The sequence below is a fragment of the Nocardioides sp. CFH 31398 genome, assembly GCF_022436705.1.
In the GTDB taxonomy this organism is placed as follows: Bacteria; Actinomycetota; Actinomycetes; order Propionibacteriales; family Nocardioidaceae; genus Nocardioides.
In genome coordinates this window covers 41,378-54,093 of the sequence record NZ_JAKUHT010000020.1, presented here as the reverse complement: position 1 = coordinate 54,093, position 12,716 = coordinate 41,378, and the positions used below count along the sequence as shown (strand labels likewise).

General features: G+C 75.6%; 11 protein-coding genes. 2 read left to right on the top strand and 9 right to left on the bottom strand.

Annotated features, from left to right (window positions below; translation table 11 throughout):
- Positions 1-317: 317 nt before the first annotated feature.
- The 9 genes from MJ876_RS22305 to pcaH all read right to left on the bottom strand — a co-directional run bounded on the left by MJ876_RS22305 (position 318) and on the right by pcaH (position 10,497).
- Positions 318-2,996 (bottom strand): LuxR family transcriptional regulator, encoded by a 2,679-nt coding sequence (locus MJ876_RS22305; RefSeq protein WP_240237598.1) that lies wholly within the window; start codon positions 2,994-2,996, stop codon positions 318-320.
- A gap of 4 nt (positions 2,997-3,000) precedes the next feature.
- Positions 3,001-4,140: a TerC family protein gene (locus MJ876_RS15400; protein ID WP_240237596.1), complete on the bottom strand. Its 1,140-nt coding sequence runs from the start codon at positions 4,138-4,140 to the stop codon at positions 3,001-3,003.
- A 54-nt stretch (positions 4,141-4,194) separates the two neighbouring features.
- Positions 4,195-5,247: an SGNH/GDSL hydrolase family protein gene (locus tag MJ876_RS15395; protein WP_240237594.1), complete on the bottom strand. Its 1,053-nt coding sequence runs from the start codon at positions 5,245-5,247 to the stop codon at positions 4,195-4,197.
- Between the two features lie 69 nt (positions 5,248-5,316).
- Positions 5,317-5,970: a 3-oxoacid CoA-transferase subunit B gene (locus MJ876_RS15390; protein ID WP_240237759.1), complete on the bottom strand. Its 654-nt coding sequence runs from the start codon at positions 5,968-5,970 to the stop codon at positions 5,317-5,319.
- A gap of 11 nt (positions 5,971-5,981) precedes the next feature.
- The gene (locus MJ876_RS15385; protein WP_240237592.1) at positions 5,982-6,644 is read right to left on the bottom strand and encodes a 3-oxoacid CoA-transferase subunit A; all 663 of its coding nucleotides are present in this window, start codon (positions 6,642-6,644) and stop codon (positions 5,982-5,984) included.
- Between the two features lies 1 nt (position 6,645).
- Positions 6,646-7,863: an alpha/beta fold hydrolase gene (locus tag MJ876_RS15380; RefSeq protein WP_240237590.1), complete on the bottom strand. Its 1,218-nt coding sequence runs from the start codon at positions 7,861-7,863 to the stop codon at positions 6,646-6,648.
- Positions 7,860-9,107, bottom strand: a complete 1,248-nt coding sequence (locus tag MJ876_RS15375) for a lyase family protein (RefSeq protein WP_240237588.1) — start codon at positions 9,105-9,107, stop codon at positions 7,860-7,862. Before MJ876_RS15375 ends, MJ876_RS15380 begins: the two co-directional genes overlap by 4 nt.
- On the bottom strand, positions 9,104-9,697 hold the full coding sequence (pcaG, locus tag MJ876_RS15370; RefSeq protein WP_240237586.1) for a protocatechuate 3,4-dioxygenase subunit alpha: 594 nt from the start codon (positions 9,695-9,697) through the stop codon (positions 9,104-9,106). The genes MJ876_RS15375 and pcaG overlap by 4 nt, the downstream gene beginning before the upstream one ends.
- The gene (gene pcaH, locus MJ876_RS15365) at positions 9,694-10,497 is read right to left on the bottom strand and encodes a protocatechuate 3,4-dioxygenase subunit beta (RefSeq protein WP_240237584.1); all 804 of its coding nucleotides are present in this window, start codon (positions 10,495-10,497) and stop codon (positions 9,694-9,696) included. The genes pcaG and pcaH overlap by 4 nt, the downstream gene beginning before the upstream one ends.
- Before the next feature lie 126 nt (positions 10,498-10,623).
- Here pcaH and MJ876_RS15360 point away from each other — a divergent pair, with 126 nt between their 5' ends.
- Entirely contained in the window at positions 10,624-11,889 is a 1,266-nt protein-coding gene (locus MJ876_RS15360; protein WP_240237582.1) for an aromatic acid/H+ symport family MFS transporter, read from the top strand.
- An 11-nt stretch (positions 11,890-11,900) separates the two neighbouring features.
- Positions 11,901-12,647 carry an IclR family transcriptional regulator gene (locus MJ876_RS15355; protein WP_240237580.1) on the top strand — a complete coding sequence of 249 codons (747 nt, stop codon included), beginning with the start codon at positions 11,901-11,903 and terminating at the stop codon, positions 12,645-12,647.
- Positions 12,648-12,716: the final 69 nt, after the last annotated feature.

Genomic DNA, 12,716 nt, shown 5'->3' with positions numbered 1-12,716 from the left:
CTGTGACACGCGACTCCATGACCGAGCGGGGGCGTCCGTGACCGACCGGTTGTCCGGGCCACCTAAAGATGCATTTGTCAAATGTTTGGGGACCCCTGCTGACAACACCTGGTGTGGAGGGGGTAATGTCTTCCCTACCGGACCCCTTGCCGACCCCATGCGGCGAGGGGTCCGGCTTTTTCCGGGTCCGAACCGGGTGCACGGTTCCCCGTCCGTCCAGGCGTTCGGGGCCGATCGGCGTCCGGACCGGTCGGCAGGGTGTCCGGGAACGTCCGGGAAGCGGCCGCGGCGCCGCACCCGCCGTCCCGCGGGACGGGTCAGACGTGCTCGCGCAGCAGCGCCGCCAGCTCGGTGCGCGACCGCACGCCGAGCTTGCGGTACACCCGGGTCAGGGCGGCCTCGACGGTCTTCACGCTGAGCCACAGCCGCTCGGCGGTCTCCCGGTTCGTCGCCCCGGAGGCGACGGCGAGGGCCACCCCCCGCTCGGCGTCGGTGAGGGCGGACAGCGCGCCGTCCCCGCCCGGCGCGGGGCCGGCTCCGGCCGAGCCCTGCTGCTCCGCCTCGATCTGCGCGACCCACGGACGGGCCCGGAGACCGGTGAAGTGGGCGTGGGCCGCCACCAGCGCCTCCCGCGAGGCCGCGGCGCGACGGCGACGACGCTCGAGGTGGGCGCGCGTCAGCATCGCGCGGCCGATGTCGATGCCGAGCCCGAGGTCGCGGCACACCTTCTCGGAGCGGTCGAGCAGCACGGAGGCCTCCTGGGTCTCGCCGCGGGCCGTCAGGACCTCCGCCTCGACCCGGTCGAGCTGGGCGGCCACGCCGTCGGTCCCCCGCCGGCCGTCCAGGGCCCGACGGGCCCGCAGGAGGACGCCGGCCGCACCCTCGGCGTCCCCGAGGGCGACCAGCGCCGAGACCAGGTCCGCCTGCCAGCGGTTCACCGTGGGGTCGCTGATGCGGTGTCCCTCCTCGATCGCCTCGACACGACGCAGCGCCTCCGCCGCCGGACCGGACTCGCCCCGGCGCAACCGCGCGTGCCCGATGAGGATCAGGTGCCGCTGCAGGTAGCGGTTGTCGCGCTCGGTCTCGGCGACCTCGGCTCCGCGGACGGCGAGCGCGAGGCCCCGGTCGAGCCCCCCGCCGGCGAGCTCGGCCAGGGCCGAGACGAACCAGACCGAGTGCGGGGGGACGTCGTGCTGCTCGGCGAGCGCGGCGGCCCGCCCGGCGTGGTGCAGCGCGGTCTCGCAGTCCCCGCGTCGCACCGCGACCTCGACGAGGCTGCGCAGCAGGTGCATCCGGTCGGCCGCCGGCCCGCGTTCGGCGCGGGCGAGCAGTGCACGGAACTGCGTCAGGGAGTCGTCGAGCCGGTCGTCGTACAGCGCGAAGCGGGCCGCCATGTACGCCGGGGAGGTGTGCACGCGGCCGGTCTCGGGCTCCACCCCGAGCGCGAGGGCCTCCTCCAGGGGCGCGTCGACCTCACCGCGGCCCGTCCACCGCCGCGCGACCGCCAGCACGGGCAGGGCCGCGGCCAGCGCGGCGGCGTCGCCCGCCCGGCGCAGCAGGCGGACGCCCTCCTCGGCGGCCAGCCCGGCCTCGACCGGCCTCGAGTCGCCCATCGACCACCGCGCCCGCTGGAGCAGGACGTCGGCCAGGAGCCGCTCGTCGGTCCCGGCGTCGGCGCGCGCCGCGGTGAGGGCCTCCTCCATCGTCGTGGAGCCGGCGCCGGCCAGCTCCAGCAGCGACAGCCGGACCCGCACCCGCTGCTCCGGGGTGGGCGCCGCGTCCCAGAAGTCCTCGAGGGCGTCGTAGACGGCCTGGGTGGCGTCACCCACGGCCCCGTGCTCCACCGTCAGCGCCAACCACTCGGCGCGCTCCGCGGCCAGCCCGGCGGTGGCGTGCCGGGCGGCCAGGAGGCAGAGGTCGGCCGCCAGGCCCCGCTCGCCGCGTGCGGCCGCCTCGTGGGCGTGCCGGGCCAGGCCCCGGGCCAGGTCCGCGTCGGGGCGCGGGTCGGCGAGGGCGACGTGGCGGGCCCGCTCGGCCTCCGACGTGGCGACCTCGGCGAGCCGGCGGTGCCACGCGGCGCGGACGTCGGCACCCGCGCGCTCCGCCAGCAGCCGACCGAGCACGGGGGGCACCAGCCGGACCGTCGGGTCGTCGCGCCGCACGAGGCCGACGCGGGAGGCGCGCCGCAGCTCCTCCTCGGCGTCGGCGCGGCCGGCGCGCTCCAGCTGGCGAACGGTCGGTCGCAGCAGCAGCGCGACGCAGACGAGCGTGCCGACCACCTCGTCGGGCAGGGCGGCGATGCGGGCGCCGAGCGCCCGCTCGAGCTCGGCGGGCACCCCGGTGGGGCGCCCGAGCAGCAGGGGACGGTCGCCGACGGCGCCGCCGAGGGCGAGCGCCAGGGCGGGCACCCCGCCGGACTCCACGTGCAGCCGCTGCGCGGCCCGCGGGCCCACGCCGTACGGCGCGAGCAGCCCGATCGTCGCGGCGCTGTCGAGCGGCGGCACCTCGACCTCCCGCAGACCTGGCAGGTCGAGCTGCTCCGGCACCGGGTGGGCCGCGTCGAGGGCGACCAGGGTCGCCACGCCGGACCTCAGCCTGCGGCACGCGTAGGCGAGGACCCCCAGCGAGGCGGTGTCGACGAGGTGCCCGTCGTCGACGAGGATCAGCACCCGCGTGCGGCCGGCGAGCGCCTGCAGCAGCTCCAGGGCGAGGCGCTGCGGGTCCTCGACCCGGTCCGGGTCGACGGGCGCCCGCAGGTCGTCGGGCAGCTGGGCGAACAGGTCGCGGACCGCGCCGTGCGCCAGGCCCTGCTCGGCGGCGACACCCCCGACGCGCAGCACCCACCCGCCGCCGGCGGCGTGGTGGGAGCCGAGCTCGTCGAGCAGCGCGCTCGTGCCGATCCCCCGCCGTCCCACGAGGGCGACGGGGGTGCCGGCACCCAGCAGCCCGCGGAGCCGCTCCAGCAGCTCCGCGCGGCCGACGAGTGCCGGCGCCACGTGACTAGCGACCGTCGGTCGGCGCGTTCTTCTCCAGGTTCGTCGGGCCCGCGCCGCCGGCGGTCCCGTCGGAGTCCTCGGAGGACGACGAGGAGCTGGAGCCCTCGGGGGTGGCGAGGCCGCTCTCCTCGCGGGCGTTGCCCTGCTTCGCCATCTCGCGACCCTTCGGGCTGGCGAGCGAGGCGATGACCGTGACGAGGAGGACGCCGCAGATCACGCTGAGCGAGAGGCCCGTGCTGACCTCCCAGTCGAGGACCGGGTCGCCGCCGTTGATCCAGGAGATGTCGTTCTCGTGCAGCGCGTGGATGAAGAGCTTCACGCCGATGAAGGCGAGGATGATCGCCAGGCCGTAGGACAGGTAGATCAGGCGGTCGAGCAGCCCGTCGATGAGGAAGAACAGCTGGCGCAGGCCCATCAGCGAGAACGCCGTGGCCGTGAAGACGATGTAGCTCTCCTGCGTGAGGCCGAAGATCGCCGGGATCGAGTCGAGCGCGAACAGCAGGTCGGTGCCGCCGATCGCGATCATCACGAGCAGCATCGGCGTCATCATCCGCTTGCCGTTCTCGTACGTGAACAGCTTGTCACCGTCGTAGTAGTCGGTGGTGTTCAGCCGCTTCGTCGCGAACCGGATGACGAAGTTGTCCGCGGCGTCGTCCTCGCTGTCGTCCTTCAGCAGCGTGAGCGCGGTGTAGAAGAGGATCAGGCCGAAGATGTAGAAGACCCACACGAACTGCGCGACCAGCGCGGCGCCGACGGCGATGAAGGCCGATCGCGCGATGAGGGCGAACACGATGCCGAACAGCAGCACCTTCTGCTGGTCGGCGCGCGGCACCTTGAAGCTGGCCATGATGACCAGGAACACGAAGAGGTTGTCGACGCTGAGCGCCTTCTCCGTGATGTAGCCGGCGAAGTACTCGCCGCCGAAGGTGCTGCCGTAGCCCTGTCCGGCCGTGATCCACCAGAAGACGGCGCCGAAGAGGACGGCGAGGCCGACGTAGATGGCGGACCAGACTGCTGCCTCGCGGAGGGTCGGCTCGTGGGCCTTGCGGACGTGGAAGATGAAGTCGAAGGCCAGCAGGCCCACGATCACGGCTACCGTGATGCCCCACACGAGGGGGGACACGGCGAGATTGGGGTCGTCCACAGGGCTTCCGATCCTCGAGGGTCTGGAGGTCCTGACTGCCCCGCAGGTGGTTCTCTACCGCTGGGTGCGCCAGGCGCGTTCTTGCTCCCAAGAGTAGCGGCGGTCCGCACGGCGCACCGATTTCGGGTCGGACAGGTCCACCCCCGCCGCACGGGCCGCTCGGCGCACGGCGGGCGAGGTCAGGTCGGGTGCCGTGAACGGCTTCGGCTCGATGCGTGCGTCCTGCTCGGCGTGGCGCCGTTGCTGCGCCGCCAGCGCGTCCTCCGACGCCCGGGCGGCGGCGACGTCGGCGCTGGTCGGCGTCACGCCGCCGACGAGCGGGGCGTAGCCGTCGCGGTGGCCGGCGACGTTCGGGTGGTAGCTCTCCGAGACCGGGTTCGAGAGACCGTTCAGCCACTCGACGTCGTCGCAGACCGCGTGCCCGGTGAACGCCGACGTCGGGTCCGCGAACGCGAAGCCGCGGGCCGAGGCGGCGGCCGAGAGCCGGTCGTTGAGCTCCTCGGCGGTCCGGTTGAGACGGGTCTGCTCGGCGGGCGAGAAGAACGTGCCGGCGTCGCAGTCCTCCCCCATGAAGACCCGCGGGTAGCCGACCACGGTCACCCGCGCGTCCGGGGCCGCGGCGCGGATGCGGCCGTAGAGGGTCGACAGCGCGCCGGGCAGCGTGCCCGCCACGTAGGCCTGGGCGCCGTCGACGGCGGCGTCGCAGTCGCTGGCCCACGCCGGCAGCGCGCACTCGGTGAGGACGTCGGCGAACCCGGCGTCGTTGCCCCCGACCGAGACGGTCACCCGGTCGGTGGCGGCACCGAGGGCGGACAGCTGGGTCGAGGTGACGTCGCCGATCGTGGCACCGGAGCAGGCCCGGAGGTTCAACGACCAGCCGCGGGCCGCGGCGAGCAGGCTCGGGTAGGCGCGGGCCGAGCGCTGGCAGTCGGTGCCGTCGGCGAGGTAGTCGCGGGTGCCGGTGCCCGACGAGTAGGAGTCGCCCAGGGCGACGTACGAGGTGGCGAGGGCGCCCGGGTCGTCCGCGGCGGCCGGGACCTGCCCCGCGCCGGCGCTGGCCAGCAGCGGGGCGGCGAGGAGGACCGCGAGCGGGAGGCGCAGGCGCATGGCGGCGACGCTAGGCAGCGCGCCGCCGTCGTCGCGACGGGGAAACCCCTCGCTCCCCCACCCGGCGCGTCAGCCGCCCAGGCGCTCGGCCAGGTCGGCGGCGCTGGCGCCGTACGCCTCGAGCAGCACGACCGTCTGCCGCTCGTGGTCGATGGCGAAGACCCCGAGGTCGGTGAAGACGCGGTCGACGCACCCGAGCCCGGTCGCCGGGTAGGTGAGGCTCGGGACGATCTTCGGGGTGCCGTCCTTCGTGAGCAGCGACATCATCACGAAGACCTGCTTCGCGCCGATGGCGAGATCCATCGCCCCCCCGACCGCGGGGATCGCGTCGGGGGCACCCGTGTGCCAGTTGGCGAGGTCGCCGGCGGCGCTGACCTGGAAGGCGCCGAGCACGCAGACGTCGAGGTGGCCGCCGCGCATCATGGCGAACGAGTCCGCGTGGTGGAAGTACGACGCCCCCGGCGGCTCCACGACGGGCACCTTGCCGGCGTTGATGAGGTCGGGGTCGACCTCGTCCTCCCGGGCGGCCCGGCCCATGCCGAGCATCCCGTTCTCGGTGTGCAGGACGACGCCGGCCCGGGGGTCGAGGTGGTCGGCGACCGTCGTGGGCTGGCCGATGCCGAGGTTGACGTAGGCGTGGTCCGGGACGTCGCGGGCGACCCGCGCGGCGAGAGCGGCACGGTCGAGGGGCTCGGGGTGCTCGACCGCCCCGGTGACGTCCAGGCGGAGCGCGCTCACGCGGTCACCACCCGGTCGACGTAGATGCCCGGCGTGACGACGGCCTCGGGGTCCATCGCGCCGAGCTCCACGGTCTCGCGGACCTCGACCACGGTGGTCGCCGCGGCGGTGGCCATGACCGGTCCGAAGTTGCGGGCGGTCTTGCGGTAGACGAGGTTGCCCATGGGGTCCGCCGCCTGTGCGGCGACCAGGGCCCAGTCGCCGCGGATCGGCATCTCGAGCACGTAGTCCCTCCCGTCGATGGTGCGCTGCTCCTTGCCCTCGGCGAGCAGCGTGCCGACCCCGGTCGGCGAGTAGAAGGCGCCGATGCCGGCGCCGGCGGCGCGCATGCGCTCCGCGAGGTTGCCCTGGGGCACGACCTCCAGCTCGATCTCGCCGGCGCGGTAGAGGCCGTCGAAGACGTAGGAGTCGGCCTGGCGGGGGAAGGAGCAGATCACCTTGGCCACCCGCCGCGCCTTGAGCAGCGCCGCGAGGCCGGTCTCGCCGTTGCCGGCGTTGTTGGACACGATCGTCAGGTCGGTGGCGCCGGTCTCGATGAGCGCGTCGACGAGGCGGACGGGCATGCCCGCCATGCCGAAGCCGCCGACGAGGACGGTGTCGCCGTCCGCGACGCCCGCCAGCGCCTCGACCGGGTCGGTGTGGAACGTGGTGCGGCCCATGTCAGGCCCCTCCCTTCCCGTGCTCCGCGAGAGCGGAGCGGACCAGCTTCAGGGCGTGGTTGGCGTCGGGGACGCCGAGGTAGATCGCGCACTGCAGCACGAGCTCGCCGATCTCGGCCTCGCTGAGCCCGTTGGTGCGGGCCGCGCGGACGTGCATCGCGAACTCCTCGTCGTGCCCACGGGCCATCAGGGCGGTGAGCGTGATGAAGGAGCGGGTGCGGCGGTCGAGGCCGGGCCGGGTCCAGATGCCACCCCAGGCGTAGGCGGTGATGAAGCGCTGGAACTCCTCGCTCGTGCCCCCGGCCTCGGCGGCCGCGGCGCTCGCGCGGTCGACGTGGGCGGCACCGAGGACGGCGCGGCGCACGGCCATCCCGGCGTCCTGGACCTCGGCGGTGGTCGCGCCCCGGGTCAGGGCGGTCACGGCGTCGCGGTCGAGGAACGTCAGCAGGGCCTCGACGACGGCGTCGGGCGCCTCCGCGGGCGGCAGGTGCGCGACGCGCTGCAGGACGACGCGGCGGCTGTCGGCGACCGCCCCGCCGTCCCCGGCGATCGGGGCCGGCCCGTCGGGCGGGCAGACGGGGTCGTCGGCGCCGAGGAGCTCGAGGACGGGCACCGTGACCTCGCCGAGGCGGTCGCGGACGTCGAAGGACCCCAGGGCCTCGCACGTCTGCGCGTAGCCCTCGGCGTCCAGGCGGGCCAGCGACTGCAGCAGGGGGACGGCGACCTCGGGGTGGGCGTCGGCGAAGCCGGGGGCGAACCAGCGCTGCCGGGAGCCGTCGACGACGGCGGCGGTGCCCTCGGCACGCACCAGGGCGGCCCGCTCGGCCCAGGCGTCCGGCCGGCCGAGGCGCGGCGCGGTGGCGACGGCGGCCAGCGCGGTGAGGCGCTCGGGCGCGTCCAGTGCCAGCTGCTGCCCGGTTGCGCCACCGACCGAGACCCCGGCGTGGGCGAACGACGCGCCGGGCGCGTGCGCGTCGACGGCCGCGAGGACGGCGGCGGCGAGGTCGGCGATCGTGAAGGGGTCCCCCACCTCGCGGTTGCCGCCGTGGCCGGGCAGGTCCCAGGCGAGCACGCGGAACCGGGCGCGCAGGCGCGGCAGGGTGGCGCTCCACAACGGGACGCAGCCCGTGCCGAGCGACGGGCCGAGCACGAGCAGCGGGGCGTCGTCCGCCTCGACGGTGGTGCCGAGGTCGGTGAGGTGGACGGGCGGGGCACTCATGCGGGCTCTCCCCTGTCATCGGGTGCGGGGTCGGGGGTCTCGTGGTGGGGCTCGAGGAAGGCGTCGACCTCGGCCAGGGCGGCCTCGACGAGGGCCCCGGCGGCACCGAGGTAGGCCCCCTCCGGCGCGTGGCCGGCGAGGCGGGCCATGGACTCCTGCTCGGAGCGGACGCCGTCCGCGGCGGCGAGCGTGGCGGCCATGCGGTCGGCGTCCACGCGGAGCCCGGCGAGCAGGTCCGTGGCCTGGCGCGCGGCGACGACGGTGCGGCGCGCGAGCAGCAGCAGCGTCTCCCACTCGGCGTGCCAGGCGCCGTCCGAGCGCTCGTCCACGGCGGTCGCGGAGGCGAGGTGCAGCGTCGAGCCCAGCGCCGGTGCCGCGAGGGCGGCGCGGCGCAGCAGGACGGCGAGGACGGGGTTCTGCTTGTGGGGCATCGTCGAGGAGCCTCCCGCGCCCGCCTCGCTGACCTCGCGCACCTCGGAGCGGGTCAGCACGAGGACGTCGGCGGCGAGGTGGCCCCAGGCGTCGGTGGCGGTGACGAGGGCGTCCCCGACCGCCGCGACGGGGGCCCGGGTGGTGTGCCAGGGCCGCGCGGCGACCAGGCCGAGGCGCCCGGCGACGTCGACGAGCAGGTCGAGCGCGGCGGACGGCGACCCGGTGAGCTCGACGGCGGCCGCCATCGTGCCGCCCGCGCCCCCGAGCTGGGCGGGCAGCGAGGTGCCGACGGCGGCGACGCCCGTCGCGGCGCCGAGGACGCCGGAGGCCCAGCCGGCGACCTTGAGCCCGAAGGTGGTGGGCACGGCGTGCTGCGTCAGGGTCCGGGCGACGGCCGGGGTGTCGCGGTGGGTGCGGGCCAGGTCGCGCAGCAGCGTGAGCTGGTCGCGCTGCGCGAGGACGACCTCGCCGAGCGCGTCGCGGACGGCGAGGAGCAGGCCGGTGTCGACGACGTCCTGGCTGGTCAGCCCGCGGTGCAGCCAGTCGGCGGTGACGCCGCCGGTGCGCTCGCGCAGCAGCGCCACCAGCCCGAGCACCGGGGTGCCGCCCGACTCGGCGCCGGCGGCGAGCGCCGGGAGGTCCTCGGGCGTGACGAGGCCGCGCAGGTCGGCCGCCGCCTCCGCGGGGGCCACCCCGTGGGCGACCAGGGCGGCGAGCCAGGCGTCCTCGACGGCGACCATGCCCCGCAGGACGGCGGCGTCGTCCGCGAGACCGTCGGCCCGGTGGTCGCCGGGCCAGAGCAGGCCGCTCACGCGTGCGTCAGGAAGACGGTCTCGTCCTCGCCCTGCAGCCGGACGTCGAACCGGAAGCCGGTGGCGTCGGGGGTGGCGACGAGCGTGCGGGCACGCTCGGGCGGCAGCGAGGCGAGCAACGGGTCGCTGCTCAGCAGCGACCCGGCCTCCGCGGCGTCCGACGGCAGGTAGGCGCGGGTGAGCAACCGGTCCAGGAGGCCGCGGGCGAACACGGTGACGGCGACGTACGGGGCCTGGTCCTCGCCGCTCGCGCCGCGCCGGCGACCGGGCAGCACGGTGGAGAACGAGAAGCTGCCGTCGTCGAGGGTGGCGCAGCGGCCCCAGCCGGTGAAGGTCCAGCCGTCGCGGCGCAGCGACCCCGGGCGGGCGGGCACGGATCCGTCGGCGTCCGCCTGCCAGATCTCGAGCAGGGCGTCGGGGACCGGGGCGCCGGCGCCGTCGGTGACGACGCCGTGGAGGCGGATCGCGTCGGCCCGGCCGGCCGGGACGAGCGCGGAGTCGCCGTCGTACGGCAGCGCGTAGCCGTAGAACGGGCCGACGGTCTGGCCGGGCGTGGGGGCCAGGTCGCCCTCGGTGCGGACGCCGCTCATGCGCCCTCCTCCTCGGTCGGGGTGCGGTGGCTGCCGGTGAGCACGATGTCCCACCGGTAGCCCGTGGCCCACTCGTGGGTGGTCACGTCGTGGTCGTAGTCGGCGACGAGCCGCTCGCGGGCGGCGGGGTCGGTGACCGACTGGATGATCGGGTCGAGGTCGACGAGCTGGTCACCGGGGAAGTACATCTGCGTGATGGTGCGCTGGGTGAACTCGGTGCCGAAGAGCGAGAAGTGGATGTGCGCCGGTCGCCACGCGTTGCGGTGGTTCTTCCACGGGTAGGGCCCGGGCTTGATGGTGGTGAAGCGGTACCAGCCGTCGTCGTCGGTGAGGCAGCGGCCCGTCCCGGTGAAGTGGGGGTCCAGCGCGGCCGGGTGCTGGTCGCGCTGGTGGACGTAGCGCCCGCCGGCGTTGGCCTGCCACACCTCGACGAGCTGGCGTCGCACGGGGCGGCCGTCGCCGTCCAGCACGCGACCCGTCACGACCATCCGCTCCCCGACGGGCTCGCCGCCGTGCTGGATGGTCAGGTCCGCCTCGAGGGCGTGCACGTCGCGCTGGCCGAAGCAGGGGGCCCAGAGCTCGATGCCCTCCGGGTCGACCTGGTGCGGCGCCTTGGTGGGGTGACGCAGCAGCGAGGAGCGGTACGGCGCGTAGTCGAGGCGCGGTCCCGGACGCGGGGCCTCGGCGCCGTCCTCGGCGGCGAGCGCGGCGATCTCGTCGCTGATCTCGGCCTGGCTGTGGGCGGGGAGTCCCGGTCCGCTCGGCGTGCCGGCTGGGCTGGCGTGAGTGGTGCTGGTCACGTCGGCGACGGTAGCGGTGGCCCCCGGCGACGGGATGCGCCATGCTTCCGCTGAGCGGAAGCAGCCGGGGGACGAGCCCCTGTGACCGGCGCCACGGTGGAGCCTGCCCGTCCGATGGAGGTCCCGATGTCGTCCCACCCGTCCGCCCCCGCACGCCCGAGCGCGAGCGCCTGGCCGGTGGTCCTCTGCTGGGTCGCCGTCGCCCTCGACGGGTTCGACCTGGTCGTGCTCGGCGCGGTCATCCCCACCCTGCTGTCGACCGGCGCTCTGGGGTTCACCGAGTCGTCGGTGACCCTGGCGGCCACGCTCGGCCTCGTCGGGGTCGGCCTCGGCGCGGTCGCCGTCGGGCCGCTCACCGACCGCTTCGGACGCCGCCGCGCCCTCATCGCCTGCATCGCGTGGTTCTCCGTGACGACGCTGCTCATCGCGGTGGCGCCGAACCCCACCGTCTTCACCACCCTGCGCTTCCTCGCCGGGCTCGGCCTCGGCGCGTGCCTGCCCACCGCGCTCGCCTACATGTCGGAGCACGCCAGGGCGGGCCGCGGCGGGTCCGCGGTGACGCGGATGATGACCGGCTACCACGTGGGCGCCGTCCTCACCGCGCTGCTGGCGCTGCTGCTGGTCGGTCGTCTCGGGTGGGAGTCGATGTTCGTGGTCGGCGGCGTCGCCGGCCTCGCCGTGGTGCCGCTGATGTGGGCGAAGCTCCCGGAGTCCGAGGCCTTCCTCGCCGCGCGCGCCGCGAGGGACGCCGGGGAGGCCGCCGCGAAGCCCGAGCCGACGAGCGCCGTCGTCAAGGGCGGCTACCTGCGGATCTCCCTCGGGCTGTGGGTCGCGTCGTTCATGGGCCTGCTGCTCGTCTACGGCCTCAACACCTGGCTGCCCACGATCATGGAGGCCGCCGACTACTCCATCTCCGCCGGTGTCGGCCTGCTCCTCGCGCTCAACGTCGGCGCGGTCCTCGGCCTGGTCGTCGCGGGCTCCGTCGCCGACGCGCGCGGGACCAAGCCCGTCGTCCTCGCCTGGTTCGGCATCGCCGCCGTCTTCCTCGCGCTGCTGTCGATCCGGATGGACTCGACCGTCCTCGTGTACGCCGCCGTCACCCTCGCCGGGGTGTTCGTCTTCAGCGCGCAGGTGCTCGTCTACGCCTTCGTCGGACACCTCTACCCGCCGGAGATCCGCGGCACCGCGCTCGGGCTCGCGGCCGGAGTGGGTCGGGTCGGCGCCATCGTCGGGCCGTCGCTGGGCGGGGCCCTGGTGGCTGCGGGCCTGGCCTACCCCTGGGGCTTCTACATCTTCGCCCTCGCCGCCGTCCTGGCCGTCGTCGCGCTCGCCGTCGTCCCCGCGCACGGCCCGGCGGCCCGGACGGGACGGCCCGCGGCGGCACGTCGGTAGGTCCGGCGGTCGTGGCGGGCGGGTCCTCGTCGGCGGACTCGGTCACGAGCCGCGCGTTCGCGCTGCTCGGCGCCTTCGACGAGGAGCACCGGCGCCTCACCCTCACCGAGCTCGCCGAGCGGGCGGGCCTGCCCCGCTCCACGGCGCACCGGCTGCTCGGGGAGCTCGTCGAGTGGGGCGCCCTGGCCCGCGCCGCCGACGGCGCGTACGTCGTCGGGCGCCGGCTGTGGGACATCGGCCTGCTCGCGCCGGTCCAGGCCGGCCTCGTCGAGCAGGCCTCGCCGTTCCTCCACGACCTGTACGGCGCGACCCGCGCCACCGTGCACCTCGCCGTCCGCGAGGGCACGGAGTGCCTCTACCTCGACCGGCTGCGCGGGCACTCGTCGGTGCCGGTGGTGAGCACCGTCGGCTCCCGCCTGCCGCTCTACCCGACCGGCGTCGGCAAGGTGCTGCTCGCCCACGCGCCGCGCGAGGTGCAGCTCGCCGTCCTGTCCGACCTGCGCCCGCTCACGCCGTACACGGTCACCCAGCCGGGGACCCTGCGGCGCCAGCTCGAGGCCGTCCGCCGCGACGACGTCGCCACGACCGCCGAGGAGATGAGCCTCGGCGCCTGCTCGATCGCCGTGCCCGTGCGCCGCGGCGAGGCCGTTGTCGCCGCGCTCGGCGTGGTCGTCGCCGACCTCCGCCGCGACCGCACCCGCCTGCTCGCCGGCCTCCAGGTCGCCGCCCGCGGGATCGGGCGGTCGTTGGGGCGTTGACCGGGCTCGTCCGCCCGGCGCGGTGGGCGACGGGACGGGGCTCGCTCGGCTGCCCACGCGACGACGCCC